The 16175-nt window shown below is 67.6% G+C and carries 8 protein-coding genes and 2 pseudogenes; 6 read left to right on the top strand and 4 right to left on the bottom strand.

Annotated features, from left to right (window positions below; genetic code table 11):
* Positions 1-29: 29 nt before the first annotated feature.
* From A176_RS18010 to A176_RS40010, 3 genes and pseudogenes are all read left to right on the top strand, one after another.
* Positions 30-1844 carry an ABC transporter ATP-binding protein gene (locus A176_RS18010; RefSeq protein ID WP_002640313.1) on the top strand — a complete coding sequence of 605 codons (1815 nt, stop codon included), beginning with the start codon at positions 30-32 and terminating at the stop codon, positions 1842-1844.
* Positions 1777-2312, top strand: a pseudogene (locus A176_RS41225) (FAD-binding oxidoreductase); the annotation flags it as partial. The gene A176_RS18010 and the pseudogene A176_RS41225, both read left to right, overlap by 68 nt.
* A gap of 779 nt (positions 2313-3091) precedes the next feature.
* On the top strand, positions 3092-3268 hold the full coding sequence (locus A176_RS40010) for a BBE domain-containing protein (protein ID WP_338042844.1): 177 nt from the start codon (positions 3092-3094) through the stop codon (positions 3266-3268).
* A gap of 26 nt (positions 3269-3294) precedes the next feature.
* On the opposite strand, the pseudogene A176_RS41045 reads toward A176_RS40010, so the two are convergent.
* Both A176_RS41045 and gspG read right to left on the bottom strand, forming a co-directional pair.
* Positions 3295-4298: pseudogene (locus A176_RS41045) on the bottom strand (alpha/beta hydrolase fold domain-containing protein).
* A gap of 206 nt (positions 4299-4504) precedes the next feature.
* Complete coding sequence (gene gspG, locus A176_RS17995; protein ID WP_002640316.1) at positions 4505-4954, bottom strand: type II secretion system major pseudopilin GspG; 450 nt, start codon at positions 4952-4954, stop codon at positions 4505-4507.
* A gap of 1338 nt (positions 4955-6292) precedes the next feature.
* Between gspG and A176_RS17990 the strand changes: the two genes are divergently transcribed.
* A complete protein-coding gene (locus tag A176_RS17990) occupies positions 6293-11761 on the top strand; it encodes a PPC domain-containing protein (RefSeq protein ID WP_002640317.1) in 5469 nt (1822 codons plus the stop codon).
* A 179-nt stretch (positions 11762-11940) separates the two neighbouring features.
* On the opposite strand, the gene A176_RS17985 is transcribed toward A176_RS17990, so the two are convergent.
* Together A176_RS17985 and A176_RS17980 are read right to left on the bottom strand one after the other, a co-directional pair.
* Entirely contained in the window at positions 11941-12672 is a 732-nt protein-coding gene (locus A176_RS17985; protein ID WP_158513094.1) for an RICIN domain-containing protein, read from the bottom strand.
* Between the two features lie 151 nt (positions 12673-12823).
* Positions 12824-13420, bottom strand: a complete 597-nt coding sequence (locus A176_RS17980; RefSeq protein WP_044890793.1) for a DUF998 domain-containing protein — start codon at positions 13418-13420, stop codon at positions 12824-12826.
* A 145-nt stretch (positions 13421-13565) separates the two neighbouring features.
* Between A176_RS17980 and A176_RS17975 the strand changes: the two genes are divergently transcribed.
* Both A176_RS17975 and A176_RS17970 read left to right on the top strand, forming a co-directional pair.
* Complete coding sequence (locus A176_RS17975; protein WP_002637464.1) at positions 13566-15401, top strand: fibronectin type III domain-containing protein; 1836 nt, start codon at positions 13566-13568, stop codon at positions 15399-15401.
* A gap of 178 nt (positions 15402-15579) precedes the next feature.
* Positions 15580-16041 carry an aminoglycoside adenylyltransferase domain-containing protein gene (locus A176_RS17970; RefSeq protein WP_049872330.1) on the top strand — a complete coding sequence of 154 codons (462 nt, stop codon included), beginning with the start codon at positions 15580-15582 and terminating at the stop codon, positions 16039-16041.
* Positions 16042-16175 lie beyond the last annotated feature (134 nt).

Below are 16175 nucleotides of genomic sequence, written 5' to 3'. Positions count from 1 at the left end.
TGGGTGGGGCCGCGCCATCGGGTCCCGGCATGCTGGCGCTCGTGCGGCGTGTGGGCATGGCGGTGCGGCCCGTGGTGTCGGTGCTGCGCCGTGCCTCGCCCCGGGTCGCCGTGGCCGTCGGAGTCCTTCAGTTGCTCGCGGGCGCGGCGACGACGGCGACCCTGCTTCTGGGAACGGAGGTGCTGGGGCGCCTGCTGGCCCAGGCGCCGGGTTTCACGCAGCCACGCGAGGTGCTCGGGCCCCTGCTGTTGCTGGGCTTGATGTTGCTCGTGAAGCTGGGCCTGGACTCGGCCACGACGATGGCGGGAGCGTACCTGGCGCCCCGGGTGCACCGGGTCGCGGAGGAGGCGCTGTTCCGGGTCAGCCTCGACGTGGAGCTGGCGTGCTTTGATGACCCGGCTTTCTATGACCGGCTGCACCGCGCGAAGGACCGGGGGCTGATGCACCTGGAAGGCGCGACCACGGCCTTGGTGGAGGCGGGCAGCGCGTTGTTCGCAGTGGGAGGCGCGGCACTGGCCCTGCTGTGGCTGCACCCGCTGCTGGTGCCACTGCTCGTGGTGGCGCTGCTGCCCGAGGGCTGGGCGGCACTCCACGCGGCGAGGCTTCAGTACGGGGGCATGGCGACGACCATCTCCCTCACTCGTCAGGTGCAGATGATGGCGGAGCTCGCCACCCAGCGAGAGTCCGCGCCGGAGATTCGCGCCCATCAAGCGCAGGACTACGTCCTGGCCGAGTACCGGGACAGCGCCGTGGCGCTGCAGGACCATCTGGTCCGCCTGGGGCTCGTTGGCGCGCGGGCGGCGCTGGTGGGCCGGCTGCTGTCAGGGCTGGGGCTGATGGCGACCTTCGTCGCGCTGGGCATGATGCTCCACGCGCAGTGGCTGGGGTTGGCCGTCGCGGGCACGGCGGTGATGGCGATTCGGAGCGCCAGCACGGCGCTGAGCCAGTTGATGGTGACGATGCACGGGCTGTTCGAGAAGGGCCTGTACATCAGCGACTACCGCGAGTTCATCGAGCAGTCGACGTCACGCGTCCGTCCCCCCACGAGCGTGGAGGCGCCAGCGCGGCCCGGCCGCATCGAGCTTCGAAACGTCAGCTTCCAGTACCCGGGACAGGAGGGGCGGTTCGCGTTGCGCGACATCTCCTTGTCCCTGGAGGCGGGGCAGAGCATCGCCCTGGTGGGCGAGAATGGTTCGGGCAAGAGCACCCTGGCCCGGTTGTTGGGCGGGCTCTACCACCCGAGCGCGGGCCGCATCGCCTGGGACGGCGTGGACGTGACCACGTTGACGCCCGACAGCGTGGCGGACCGTGTCGTGATGGTGTTGCAGGACCCCATCCGCTGGCCTCGCAGCGCGCGCGACAACGTCCGACTGGGCCGGCATCTGCGGGAGGACGTCGACTCGCGAGCGCTGCTCGAAGCCGCCGAGCAGGCCCGAGCGCATGAGGTCATCGACACGCTGCCTCGGGGCTGGGAGACGCTGCTCTCTCGGCAGTTCCTCGGCGGGCAGGACCTCTCCGGTGGACAGTGGCAGCGCCTCGCCGTGGCGCGAGGGCTGTACCGGGACGCGCCGCTGGTCATCCTGGACGAGCCGACCGCGCCCCTGGATGCGAAGGCGGAGCACGCCGTCTACGAGTCCCTCCGGAAGCTGGCCAAAGGCCGCACGGTGGTGCTCATCACGCATCGACTCGCGAGCGTCCGCAACGCCGACCGCATCTACTTCCTGGAGCGCGGCGCCCTGGTGGAGCAGGGGCGTCACGAGGATTTGATGCGGGAGAATGGCCGTTACGCCGAGCTCTACCGGCTTCAGACGAAGCTGCACGGACTGGACGATGACACGAACTGAACTCGAGGCGCGCTGCCGGGCCGTGGACTGGGCGGGGCTGGGCCAGCGGCTTCAAGGGGCGGTGATTCTTTCAGGGGACGAACGGCTGGAGCGCGCGAAGAAGCAGTTCGCGGCGGGGCAGCCGCTGGAGCTTCCTCACGTGCTGGTTCACTGCCGAAGGACCGAGGACGTTCAGCGGACGCTGGCGCTGCTCGTCGAGCATGCGTTGCCGTTCTCGGTGCGCAGTGGTGGCCACTGCTTCGCGGACCTGTCCTCCAGCGCGGGCGTGGTGCTCGACCTGTCGGAGCTGAATCACGTCGAGTGTCAGGGGGAGGTCGCCGTCGCGGGGCCGGGGCCCACGCAGCGGTGGTCAGTCGCGCCCTGGCGGCGCATGGGCGTGTCCTCCCCACGGGAGGGTGTGGCCTCGTCGCCCTGGGGGGGCTCGGGCTCGTCGGTGGGTTTGGTTTCCTGGGACGGCGTCATGGGCTCACCGCAGACCAGATTGAGCGGATGGACGTCGTGCTCGCGGACGGGCGCCTCGTCCACGCGAGTCGGGATGAAGCACAGGACTTGTACTGGGCGCTGCGTGGAGCGGGAAGCGCGGGGTTCGGCGTCGTGACCCGGCTGACGCTGCGAACCTTCCCGCTGGAGCCACTGACACTCTGTCATGGCCGCTGGGCGCTGTCCGAGGCCACCTCGCTGGTGGAACTCTGGCAAGCGTGGGCACCCGACGCGGACCCGGACATCAACCTGGAGCTGGGGCTCACCTTGCTCGACGATGACGAGAGCCCTCCCTACGTGGAGCTCTTTGGCGTCATCCTGGGAGACGAGGCTCGGGCCTCCGAGCACTTCGACGTCTTGAAGAATCACCTGGGGCCCTTGTCGTCCGAACTGCACGGACGGCGATTGGCACCGGCCCAAGCCGCGGACTATCTCGTGGGCTTGTTGAATCATGACGGGGAGCCCGCGTGGATGCCGAGCCTCCCGTACCGGGACGTCGCCTACCAGTTCACCCGCTCCAACTTCTTCGATGCGCCGCTCGACACGGAGTCGGTTCGGACCTGCGTCGAGGCGCTCGCCGTGGACCGGCGTTACGCGCAGCACCGGGAGCTGGAGTTCATTCCCTGGGGCGGTGCCTACGCTCGTGGTGATGGCACCTCCTGTTTCCCGCACCGTGGCGCGCGCATGATGATTCGTCACACGACCGTGGTCGGCGCGCGCTCCACGGAGGCCCTGCGTGAGCACGCGCGAGACTGGGTCGATGCGTCGTGGGACACGGTGCGTCCCCCGTCCCGCGCGGGGTGTACTCCGGCTACGCCGACCGCCGCCTGGAGGGCTGGCAACGCGCGTACTACGGAGAGAATCTCTCACGGCTCCAGCAGGTGAAGCAGAAGTACGATCCGGGCAACGTCTTCCAACATGCGCAGTCGCTCGGGACGTCGTGAGCTCCCGTTGAACCCAAGGCCCGACATCAGTTGACGGGCGCGTGCTGTTGGAGGAACCGCCCCACCAGCGCTCGGGCGAGCTGACGGCCGAAGCCACCATCCCAGATGTCGAAGCCATGCTCCGCGTAGGGAAGCGTGAAGAGGGCGTGGGAGACGCCCGCCTGCGCCAGTCGCGCGGCCAGTGCTCGCGAGGCATGGAGCGGAACCACGCTGTCGGCTCCTCCATGTAACAGCAGGGTCGGCGGGGAACGTGGCCCGACGTGGTTGATGGGGGAGAGCAGCTCGTACTGCGCTCGGTGGCCTTGCAGAGGTACACCCGTGAAGCCCTCGAGCGAAGCCGGGGCGTTCGCGGCGTAGGTCACCAGATCGCTGGGGCATAGAAACTGATGATGGCCGCCACCGATGTGTCCCCAGCGTCGCAGGAAGGCGGAAGGCGTGTATCTCCCTCGGTGTACCCCGCAAGGGTCGCGAGGTGCCCACCCGCGGACTCTCCGAACAGGACGAGCCGGTCCGGGTCGATACCGTAGGTGGCCGCGTGGTCCTTGGCCCAGCGGATGCCACACTTGACGTCTCCCGGGGCCGTCACGCCGGTGGCAGGCGGAAAGAGCCGGTAGTCAAAGGAGATGAGCGCGTAGCCCCGCGCGGTGAGGAAGTCGGCCCAGGCACGGGCATAACCGCGCTCCCCGCCACGCCAACCACCCCCGTGAAAGTAGAGCACCGCGGGGCGGGCCTTGTCGGTGGCTGTCTCCGGAAGAAAGACGTCGGCGTGCAGCTCGAGCCCTTCGAAGGCGGCGAAGCGTACGGTCTGGCCTGGAAGGGGACGGGCGCCAACGAGGGGCTGGAAGTACGCACGAAGGTCGAGCGGAATGTCCGCCGCCCGGGCCAACCGCCATGCGGAGACAGCGGGCCACGCCGCGAGAACGCCGACGAGCAGCGCGGATGCCGCCGTCCCCGAACGCAGCCACCTCGCCCCGTCCACATGCGCCACCCAGACCGTCACCAGCGCCGTGAGGAGTGCGGGCAACAGCATCACCAGGCTGTACTCCCGCAGGATGCCCTTGAGCAGGTGGACGAGCGTGGGCACCCCAGCGGGAGCGAAGAAGACGGCCGTGAGCAGCACGCAGCCCACGATGTGCAAGAGCGCCAGCAGGGTTGGCATGGAGGACAGGGGTGGTGACGGCATCCGGCAAGAGAGGCAGACCGCCGCATCGTAGACGAGATGCGGCGGGGCTGGGGCTACCGGAGTCGCGCGGGACGCCGGGCCGCGCTCGCCGAGGGCGACTGCACCTGGGAAGAGATGTCCGCGTCGCCGCCTTCGCCACCTGGTACCCCGTCCGCGCCGTACGACAGGATGACAGGACTGCCGCCTTCATTGATGTACACGTAGTCGCGGTTCCACGGGTCCTTGGGCAAGCGCTCCACTGAGCGAGCCTGCAGCAGTACCTCCAAGCCGGCCTGGGACTCAGGGAAGCTGCCTGCCTTCATGTAGTGGAGCTTGAGGCCCGTCTCCAAGGTCTTGATGTCCAGAGCGGCGGTCTTCTGCTTCGCCTCCTCCAGGTTCGACATCACGGAGACGCCCACCGCCGCGGCAATGAGCCCGAGAATGGTGATGACGACCATGATTTCAATCAGGGTCATGCCGCGAACGTGACGGCGCCGCGAATTCAGCTTCGGGGTTGGCTTCATTTTTGGGTTTTGACCTCGTGTGACGTTGTGTCCGGCAGGTACGTGCGAGTCGTGTCTGGATGTCTGACCTTGTGGGCTGCAGGCACCTGGAACACGGCTTGGCTCCCAGGCGTGGAGCGACGCCTATGCAGCCGCTGTGCCCAGGCGAGGCATCTCCGCTGTCGTCCACGCCGCGTGAGCGACTGACGCAGGCCACCGCTCGGGCTGGGACGTGTTGGTGCGGGGCAACTTCACCGCGCCGCCTCCGGGCACCGCGCCCCTCATGTCGGACCTGGGATGGGGGCGGTCCGGTAGGATGTCTCGCCACCGCCGTCCCCTGAACGGCGCATCTACGACAGCCCTGTGGTGAGCGTGCCGCGATACTGAATTGACATGTCTTTGCTGGGGATGTGCGGGCTGGACAGGGTTTGGGAGGTGAACACTGAAGACTGGGTTGCCTCAAATGCAGAAGATCTGTTGCGAAATGTTTGTGTTCAAGTGCGATGTGTTTTGGGAGGATGCGCGGGCAGTTCAAGCATGTCGTGCGAACAAAGGGGCATCGCCATGTTGAATCAAATGAAGTGGCTGGCCTGTGCATGTGTAGTGACGCTGGCGGTGGGGTGCGCACCCCCCGGTTCGGAAGAAGGGCAGCCTGTCGACGCCCCGGATTCTGAGCAGTCCGTGGGTGCGGGCGAAGTCAGTGCTTTGGGTGTCACTGAATTCGTCGCGTGTCTCGGGCCACAGGCCATCGAGAACTCGGTCTGTGTCGCCCTGTGTGCCAATGCGTATGCGCTGCAAGTTCCTCAATTGTTGACGTGCATTGCAAATGATTGTGGCGTGGCTGTGACGTTGGTGGATGTTCTGACGTGTGTTCCCGAGCTTCTCTAACGCTGACCCGCGGCAGAGTGACCTCGGTGTGCCCCTCCAGATGAAGCGAGATGGCACCCGGGGGCCATGAGCAGTGCGGGGCGGGGGATGGGCCCAAGGACCCTTCCGCCGCTCCCGCGACAAAGGCCAGCCGTGGCGAAGTCTGTGGCGCGTTCATCGGTGCCTCGGTCCGGCTGAAGCCGCTGGGGCGCGTCTGTCATTCATGTACGTCGTGACGTGGGCGGACCTGGCGGGTTGAGGTCCGCCACACCCTCCCTCCATCGTCCCACAATCGGACGGTGTGGTTCGACGTCATGTCAGACCCAGCATCGTTACTCCAGTCACTGCTGCAATCCAGCCATCCCGATTCCCCCAGGAAGATGCGCTTCAGCACCGCGACCGGGCCGGCGGTCTCGGCGGGCTGATGCAATGAGGGGAGGAGCGTGCGGCGATGCTGGGCGCAGCAGTGTTCCCATTCCCTGGAGAATTTCGTTGAGAAACATTGTCGGGACGTTCTTCACCACCCTTGGGCTCGCATGCGCGGTGGTCGCATGTCACGGCGAGCCACCCACTCACACCGAGGCGCGGCCCCTGGCCGGGCCCGAGCAAAAGCCAGCCCAACCCCTTGTCCAGCGCTCCGCGGTGAGCTGCACCAACCCCATTCCCCTCAGCAATGGCACACCCGTCGGTGACGTCGCCGCGGCAGCCGATGATTGGTCCTGCACCTATACCCTGACCGTGTCAGGGCAAGTCACCCGTCTCGAATTCGTCACCAGCGGGGGCACGGGCGACGGTGACCTGTTCGTCAAACATGGCTCCGCCCCCACCACGGGCTCCTTCACCTGTAAGTCCACGGGCTACGACAACAACGAGCGCTGCGTCATCACCAACGTTCGGGAGGGGACCTACTACGTCCGGATGCTCGGCTATACCGAGGTCGCCGGTGTCACCCTCACAGGTACGTACAGTCCCGTCGGCGCGCCGAGCTGCGATAGCACCCACGCGCTCGCCAATGGCACGCCCGTGGACGGAATCAGTGCCCCCTCGGGGAACTATTCCTGCATCTACACGCTGGAGGTGCCCGCGGGTGCCTCCGACCTCCGCTTCAACCTGTCCGGGGGCACGGGGGATGGCTCGCTGCTGATGAAGTACGGTTCCGTGCCCAACGGCAGCTCATTCGACTGCAGGTCCGTGACGGCGGGCACCAACACCGAGAGCTGCCGCATCATGACACCCCAGGCCGGCACGTATTACGTGCGGGTCCAGGGGAATACCGCGGTCTCCGGCGCCCGCCTGGTGGGCTCGTATTTCCAGTCCAACAGTTGCGACGACGTCGTCGCGCTCGCCAACGGCACGCCCGCGGTCAACGTCAGCGGGGCCATTCACAACTGGTCCTGCATCTACACGCTGGACGTCGCGCCGGGCGCGTCTGACCTCCGGTTCGTCACCAGCGGGGGCACGGGGGACAGCGACCTCTATGTGAAGTACGGCTCCGTGCCGACCGTCTATTCGCGTGACTGTGAGTCGACGGGCTCCGGCACCCAGGAGAGTTGCGTCATTCCAGAGCCGCGAGCGGGCACCTACTACGTGAGAATGCTGGGGCACTCCGCGTTCTCGGGCGTCAACCTGACGGCCTCGTACACGCCGGAGTGCACCAGTGTCTTTCCTCTCGCGCAGAACACACCGACGGGCGGTATCGGCGCGCTGGGGAAGCGCTGGTCCTGCATCTACGCCCTGGAGGTGCCAGAGCGGGCGACGGACCTGAAGTTCGTCACCAGCGGGGGGACGGGGAACGGGGACCTGTACGTGAGGTTCGGCGCGGTGCCAGACAGCAGCGCGCATGACTGCAAGTCCACGGGCACCACCTCCAGTGAGACCTGCACCATCCCCGTGGCCCAGGCCGGCACCTATTACGTGCGCATGCATGCCCCCACCACGACCTTCTCCGGCGTCAACCTGACGAACTCCTACACACTCGGCAAGCCTGTCGGGTGTACCGGCACCAATGCCCTGTCCAACGGCACGCCGGAAGGCGGCGTCGGTGCGGCTGGCAATGACTGGTCGTGTCTCTACACCCTGGAGGTTCCGCAGGGCGCGAGCAACGTCCGGTTCGTCACCAGCGGAGGGACGGGCAATGGCGACCTGTACGTGAAGCGTGGCGCTCCCGCGAGCGACGTGTCGTTTGACTGCAAGTCGACCGGAGGCACCAACAGCGAGACGTGCTCCATCCCCGCGGCGCAACCGGGCACCTACTACGTGCGGATGCATGGCGCCGCGGCGTTCTCCGGCGTCAGCCTGACGGGCTCGTACACCTCGCTGAACCCGACGGGGTGCACCAGCGTCGTCGCCCTGTCCAACGGCGCGCCTGCGAGCGGCGTCGGCGCGTCCGCGGGGACCTGGTCCTGCCACTACACCCTGGACGTCCCTGCTGGTGCGTCCAACCTCAAGTTCACGACCAGCGGTGGCTCGGGCGACAGCGACCTGTATGTGCGGTTCGGCGCCGCTCCGGAAATCAGCGCTCATGACTGCAGGTCGGCGACGGGCACCAGTGAGACGTGCACCATTCCGCTGGCGCAGGTGGGCACCTACCATGTGCGGTTGTATGGCTACACCAGCTTCACCGGCGTCAACCTGACGGCCTCCTACACCTCCACCGCGCTCGCCAGCGGCGTGCCGGTGACGGCGTTGAGTGGGTCGGTGGGGAGCTGGTCGCCCATCTACACCCTGGAAGTCCCGGCGGGAGCCACGAACCTCCAGTTCGTCACGGCCGGCGGGACGGGAGACAACAACCTCTACGTGAAGCACGGCGCCCCGCCGAGCGATACCTCGTACGACTGCCGTTCCATGGGCAGTGGCACGAGCGAGACGTGTGCCATCTCCACGGTGCGGGCGGGCACCTACTACGTGCGGGTTCACGGAGCCTCGCCCTACGCGGGAGTCAGCTTGACGGGCTCGTACACGCCGCCCGTGCCGCCTGTCTGCACGGGAATCATTCCCCTCGCCAATGGCACCACCTCGGCTCATTTCAGCGCGGCGGCCGGTAGCTGGTCCTGCACCTACGCCCTGGAGGTTCCGGTGGGCGCGGGCAGCGTGCGCTTCGCCACGAGTGGAGGCTCGGGCAATGGTGACTTGTACGTGAGATATGGCGCCGCGCCGGACAGCAGCACGTATGACTGCAGGTCCGCGGGCGGCTCCACGGCCGAGGCGTGCACCTTCCCGGCGGCCCAGGCGGGCACGTATTACGTGCGCGTGCATGGGGCCAGCGCCTTCTCGGGCGCGCGACTGACGGCCACCTACGTCCCCATGGGCTGCCATGCGGACCTCGCGAACGGCGTGCCGGTGAACGACCTCCATGTGGGCGCCAACGCGTGGTCCTGCCTCTACGCCTTGGACGTCCCAGTCGGGGCCAGCAACCTCAAGTTCGTCACGAGCGGGGGCACCGGGAATGCGTCGCTGTTCGTGCGGCACGGCTCGGCGCCCGACGGCAGCACTTTCGACTGCAAATCCTCGGGCGTGACTTCCAGTGAGACCTGCACCATCCCTCGGGCGCGGGCGGGCACGTACTATGTGCGGCTGTTCGGTGCCAGCGCGTTCTCGGGCGTCAACCTGACGGGCTCGTACAGCGCCAGTGACTGCGGCCGGGGGCTGTCGAATGGCGTGCCGCTGGAGGGGCTCCACGGAAGCGCCGGCACGTGGTCCTGCACGTACGCCCTCGACGTGCCGGAGGGGGCGGCCGACCTCAAGTTCGAAACGGAAGGGCTCGCGGCGGGCGCGGCCATTTTTGTGCGGCACGGCGTCGCGCCGGACAGCAGCACGTATGACTGCAAGTCCACGGGGTTTGCCCCTCGCGAGACGTGCCGCATCCCTCAAGCACGCGCGGGGACGTATTACGTGCGGCTGTACGGCGACAGGGACTTCGCGGGCACCCGACTCAAGGGCTCGTACGTCCCCGCCATCCCACTGACCAACGGCACGCCGGAGGAGAACATCAGTGGGGAGGGTTGGAGCTGGTCGTCGGTGTACACCCTGGAGGTGCCTGCGGGAGCGACCCAGCTCAAGTTCGTCACGCGCGGCGGCTCGGGCAACAGCGACCTGTATGTGAGGTTCGACGCCACGCCGAGCAGTACCACCGTGTATGACTGTCAGTCGGCGGGGAGCACCACCAGCGAGACCTGCACCATCCAACTGCCGCTGCCTGGAACCTACCACGCACGGTTGTATGGCGCCGCGGCCTTCTCGGGGGTGGAGTTGACGGGCTCGTACACCGACACGAACCCCGTACCTCCCGGCAACGACACCTGCGACACGGCGGAGGCGCTCGTCTTCGACGGCGAGGGTGTCGCCCGCGCTCAGGGAGACACGACGCTGGCTGGGAACAGCAACACGAGCGGGGACGCCTCTCCGTCCTGTTCGCCGACCGCCAGGGCCTCTGGCAACGACGTCGTCTACCGGCTGACGTTGACGGAGTCTCGGAGCATCCAGGTGACTGTCACCCCCTGGGACACGCGACTGGCGCCGGTCGTGTACCTGCGCGACTCCGGGAGCTGCGCGAGTCCGAGCACCGCGACGGAGCTGGCGTGCGGTGCCACCGTGGCGGACACCTCGGGGCCGGCGGAGCTCTTCTATCCAGAGCTTCCTCCAGGCGAGTACTTCCTCTGGGTGGATGGCGGCGCCTACAGGAGTTCAGGCGGGCCCGCCTCCTTCGGACGCTTCGGACTGCGGGTGGAGCTGCACGAGCCCGTTCTTCCTCCGGCGAACGAGACGTGTGAGACCGCGCAGCCGCTCGTCTTCGAGCACGGGGTCGCCCGCGTCACGGGAGATACGCGCAACGCGTCCAATGACCATCACGCGACCTGCGGCTCGAGCGGTCCGCTGCGGGGGCGGGATGCCGCCTACGTGTACACACTGAGCGAGACGCAGGACGTCTTCATCGAGTTGACGGCCACCCAGCCGTACCCGGATTGGACGCCGGTGCTCTACACGGGGGCGCTCCGCTCCTGCGTCCAGAGCCCGACGGGCGTCACGTGTGACGCCAACCGGCAGGCCTACAGGCGCTTCCGCAGGCAGGCCGCGGGGACCTATGTCATCTGGGTCGATGGGCTGACGGACGCCGATGCCGGCTCCTTCGAGCTGAAGGTCACCACCCACACACCGTCGCGCAACGACACGTGCGCTACGGCGAAGGCGCTGGTCTTCAATGCCGCGGGAGACGCGTTCGAGCGAGGGGACACGACGTATGCCTCCGACAGCGGTCCGACCGCGGGTGAGCCGTCGTGCGGCACGTTTGGCCTGTCCGGCAACGACCTCGTCTACACCGTGACGGTGCCGCCCGGCCTGCCGCAGCAGCTCTCGTTCGTGGTCGAGCCGACCATCGACAGCTACCTCATTCCGTACATCTATTTGAGGAGCGTCTGTTCGACCACGCGACTGTCGGATCAACTCACCTGCGCCACGACTCCGGCCCTTGCCTATCAGCAGAGTGTCGGGACGGCGGTCGCCCGGCTCGAGCCAGGGACCTACTTCCTGTATGTCGACAGCCGTGGCTACGAGGGGGCCTTCAACCTGTACGTGCACATGGGCGCTCCCAATGACACGTGCGGAACGGCCCGGCCCGTCGAGCTCGCGTCCGATGCCATGCCGGGCGTGGCTGCTTCCAACATCGGGATGACGAACGACTATGGTCCTGGGAGCGCGAACCCCTACGGCGGAACGTGCGCGAACACCGGCAGCGCCACCGTGGACTCCGTGTATGCCTTCACGGCGCCTGCCACCGGGACGTACCACGTGGAAGGCGGCGGGGTGCGGCTCCTGGGCGAGACTTGCGCTCCCTCCGTTTGCTCGGAGAGCCCCATCTTCGAGGCCACGGAAGGCCAGACGTATTACTTCGTTCTCGACCATGGGACGGGAAGCACCACCACAGGTGCCGCCAAGGTTCGGGTTCGCGAGTACCCGTGGTGGTGAGCCGCTCGTGAGGTGCTGAAGCCTCGGCACCCCGCCAGTGTCATTGGGCGCTGGCGGGGTGTCGGGGCGACCCTGCTTCCACGTAGGGAATCGCCAATGCCATGCGTTGTGGTGGAAGTGCGACTGAGTGCGTCCGAGCACGCCCGTGGGGGCATGCTCGGCGTCACTTGTTTCCCGGGTCAGATGTCGAGCTGCCAGAGCTGGTTGGCCGCATCCGCGTTGCGCTTCATGGGGTAGATGATGAGCCGGCCCGAGCCGTTCGTCTGGGCGCCCTCGATGTCGAGCACCATGCCGTTCAACTGGCTCTGGATGTAGTAGGTGCCGCGGGCACGGCCGGGCACGAGCTGCCACACCTGATTGGGCTGGCCGTGGGCCTCCCAGGTAACGACGCCGGTTCCAGGGTTCGTGGATGCGCCTTCCACGTCGAGCACGAGCCCGTTGAGCCTGCTGCGGATGAGGTAGCCGCCCCGCGTGGGCACCAGCTCCCACAGTTGGTTCTCATTGCCTTCGCGGTGGGACTTGGCCCGGTGCGCGATGAGCCTCGCGCCGGGTGCGCGGTTGGCGCCCTGAATGTCGATCACGAGGCCCGCGAGCTTGCTCCGGATGAGGGTGCTGCGCTGGGAGTGCGGCTCACCCCGGCCCGGCTCCCGGTCCCGTCCGCCGTGGCCTCGGCCCGGAGGCGGGGGCGGGGGCGGAGTGGGGCGGGCTTCTCCCTGGCACCAGCCGGCGGGGCTGCAGGTGCGTGCCCCATCGCACTGCGAGGCGTCGTGACAACGGTTGGGCCCGGGGCGGTTGCGTGACTCGTCCCAGCGGTAGTTGGGTCCTGGCCCCGCGGCAGCCGTCAGCGGCAGGAGCAGCAGCGCGAGCGCCGCCCAGCCCTTGCCCTTCACGGACGACCGGTTTTCACGCACACGACCACCCTCGGACGCACTCCGAACCGCCTGCATGGGACTTCTCCGTGATTGAGGTTTCCAGCAGAGGGGCGGCTCAGGCCGCCCACTCGCCCTGTGTACTTCATGACGAGGGGGCGGGAATTTCATTCAGCGCCCTGATTGAGCGCGATTACGCTGCCATCAGCCAGGCGCCCACCACCACCATCCAGGCGAAGATGACGCCCTCCACGGTGCGCTGTATCAGCCCTCGCACGGGGGACTCGAAGGACAGGGCGAACATGCCGAGCAGGATGACCGGGCCCAGGAACCCGCTGACGGGGCCCAGCGCGGAAAGGGCTGGGAGGTCCTCGAAGGCGCGCTTCATCTCGAGCAGGCCCGCGCCCGCGCCAAAGTAGCCGAGCCCCGCCACCAGGTTGTGCATCTGGTTCTTCCAGGTGCCCCAGAAGGGGGCGCCCGCGTCACAGGGAAAGAGCGCCGCGCCGACGTAGCTCACGCCCAGGAGTGACAGCAGGACGGCGGAGGTTCCCTCCCCGCCGTGCGAGGTGAGCTGGGCGTGGAGCAGGGCGGAGAAGGCCAGGACGGCCAGCCCCGCGGGCGCGAAGCCAAGCCACGCCACGCGCCCGGCGCCAGGGGCCCCCGTCTCGCCTAACTCGCTGATGGTATTCCTGACATGGCTGTAGCCGGGCCTTCGCCGCGCGAACCAGAAGGGCGGAAGGACGCCGAGGGCCACGACGAGCAGCGCACAGAGGAGGAGCCAGGAACTCATGGCGCCTCTCCAAAGCGTTGGCGGCCCGGTCGAAAGCCATCAAGCATCCATCCGGAGACGGGTTTGACCCGAAATGCAGGTTCAGCGGCTCTCTGTGGGGTGGTGCCTCCGGGCCCGCCATTCCTTCAGACGAAAGGCAGACGCCATGCAGCATTCAGGACAGCGCCACCGGGCGGGCCTCACCGCCCTGGTGGTCCTCACGACCTTGCTCAACTTCCTGTTCCCCGCGAATGTCCTCGCGGCGGACCGGGGGGCGTGGGCGCCCGATACGTCGTACACCGTGGGCGACATCGTCTCCCATGGAGGCCGGGGCTACGACTGCCGTCAGTCGCACCGGTCCCTCGTCGGCTGGGAACCTCCCAATACGCCAGCGCTCTGGCTGGAGCGGACGGGGAATCCTCCTCCGGACACCCAGGCTCCCTCCGCTCCGCCTTCGCTCACGTCCACGGCGAAGACGCATGAGAGCGTGTCGCTGTCCTGGGGCGCCGCCACGGACAACGTGGGAGTCACCGGCTACGAGGTCTTCACGAACGGGAGCGCCTCCGCGTCCGCTTCGACGTCGGGCGCCACGTCCGTCACGGTGACGGGCCTGCTGGCGAACACGACGTACACGTTCACCGTGAAGGCTCGGGACGCCGCGGGCAACCGCTCGGCGGCGAGCAACGCGCACAGCGTGACGACGTCACCGCGCCCGGCGCCGGACACCGTGCCGCCCTCCACGCCCGGCGGCCTGCGCTCCACCGGGGTGAGCAACAGCAGCGTGTCGCTCTCCTGGACTGCGTCCACCGACAATGTGGGCGTCACCGGCTACGAAGTCTTCGTCAACGGGGCCAGTGGCGCGTCCGCGACCACCTCGGGGGCCACCAGCGTCACGGTGACAGGGCTGAACGCGAACACGACCTACAGCTTCACGGTGAAGGCGCGGGATGCCGCGGGCAATCGGTCGGCGTCGAGCGCCGGCGTCTCCGTGACGACGACGGGAACGCCGCCTGTGGGGAACAAGCTCATCGTGGGCTACTGGCACAACTTCGACAACGGTTCGACGAACATCCGGCTGCGGGACATCTCGTCGAAGTTCAACGTCATCCAGGTCGCCTTCGCCGAGCCCGTGGGAGGGCCGGGCTCGGGCCGCATGGCCTTCGCTCCGTACAATTCGAGCATCGCGGACTTCAAGGCGGACATCGCGCTGCTCAAGAGTCAGGGCCGGAAGGTGCTCATCTCCATTGGTGGCGCGAACGGTACGGTTCATCTGGATGACGCCGTCGCGCGGCAGGACTTCGTCACCACCATGCAAGCCCTCATCGATACGTACGGCTTCGACGGGCTGGACCTCGACCTGGAAGGCAGCTCGCTGTCGCTCAATGGCGGTGACACCGACTTCCGCAACCCGACGACGCCGCGCATCGTCAACGTCATCCAGGCCACGCGCCAGCTCCTCAACCAGAATGGCTCGGGCTTCATCCTCACCATGGCGCCCGAGACGGCCTACGTCCAAGGCGGCATGTCCGCGTACGGTGGGCCCTGGGGCGCGTACCTGCCCGTCATCCACGCGCTGCGCGACCGGCTGACGTACCTGCACGTGCAGCACTACAACACCGGCACGGTCATGGCGCTCGACGGCCGGGCGTACGCGCAGAGCACGCCGGACTTCCACGTGGCCATGGCGGAGATGATGCTCGTGGGGTTCCCCGTTGGCGGCAACACCCAGGCGATGTTCCCCGGGCTGCGGCCAGAGCAGGTGCTCATCGGACTGCCTTCGTCACCGCAGGCCGCGGGGGGCGGATACACCGTGCCCGCCAACGTGCACAGGGCGCTCGACTATCTCATCAAGGGCCAGTCCTTCGGGGGCACGTATGTGCTGCGCAATCCCGCGGGCTACCCCGCCTTCAAGGGCCTGATGACCTGGTCCATCAACTGGGATGCGTTCACGAACTTCGAGTTCTCGAACAGCCATCGCGCGTACCTGGATACCTATCGTTAGTGACGCGCTCCGGCCCATGCGCCGGGGATGAAGCCGCATCGCATCCGTCTGTTCAAGGCCTCCTGGGCTCGCCACATGCAGTGGCCCAGGGGGCTTTTGGCTTTTCCCGACAGGGCCCATGGACACGCGTTCCGCGGCGGCTTGCGGTATTCGCCAGGCCTTGGCATCGATGTCTCCCATGAGCGCATCCGTGCCTGTTGAAGTCGCCCCGCAAGTTTCGAGCGCCAGCGAAGTCCTGCGGCGCCACCTCGCCCCTTCGCTCCAGGCCATCCACCTGTTTGGCTCGGCGGTGGAGGGCGGACTGAAACCGCGGAGCGACGTCGATCTGCTGGTCACCGGGAACGAAGCCGCGGATTGGCGGGGGGACGAGCGGAACGTGGTGCTCGCGCTGGCGCGGATCTGGTTCAGCCTGTCCACGGGCGGTTTCGCTCCCAAGGACGTCGCGGCGCAGTGGCTCATCGAGCGCCTGCCGGATGTGCACCAAGGCCTCATGCACCGCGCGCGGGATTCATATCAGGGTGTGCGGCAGGATGACCTGGCGAGCCGAGGCCCGGAGGTCGCCGCGTTCGTGCGCTTCGCTCGGGCGGCCATCGAAGGCCTGTATCTGGCATTACAGCCCGGCCATTTCGCACCGCGTTGAGCCCTTGCGCGTACGGCAGACGGAGAAGTCAGGTTGAGGCTTTGGCATCGTTCCGGCCATCGTGGATGCGGGGATGGGCCCGCGGGCCCGTGCATTGCTCTGTCCATGCCCCCCGAGGTAAAGACTCGCGCTGC

The organism is Myxococcus hansupus (genome assembly GCF_000280925.3).
GTDB classification, from domain to species: domain Bacteria; phylum Myxococcota; class Myxococcia; order Myxococcales; family Myxococcaceae; genus Myxococcus; species Myxococcus hansupus.
The sequence above is the reverse complement of the archived record's forward strand: the minus strand, read 5'-3'. Positions and strand labels throughout refer to the sequence as shown.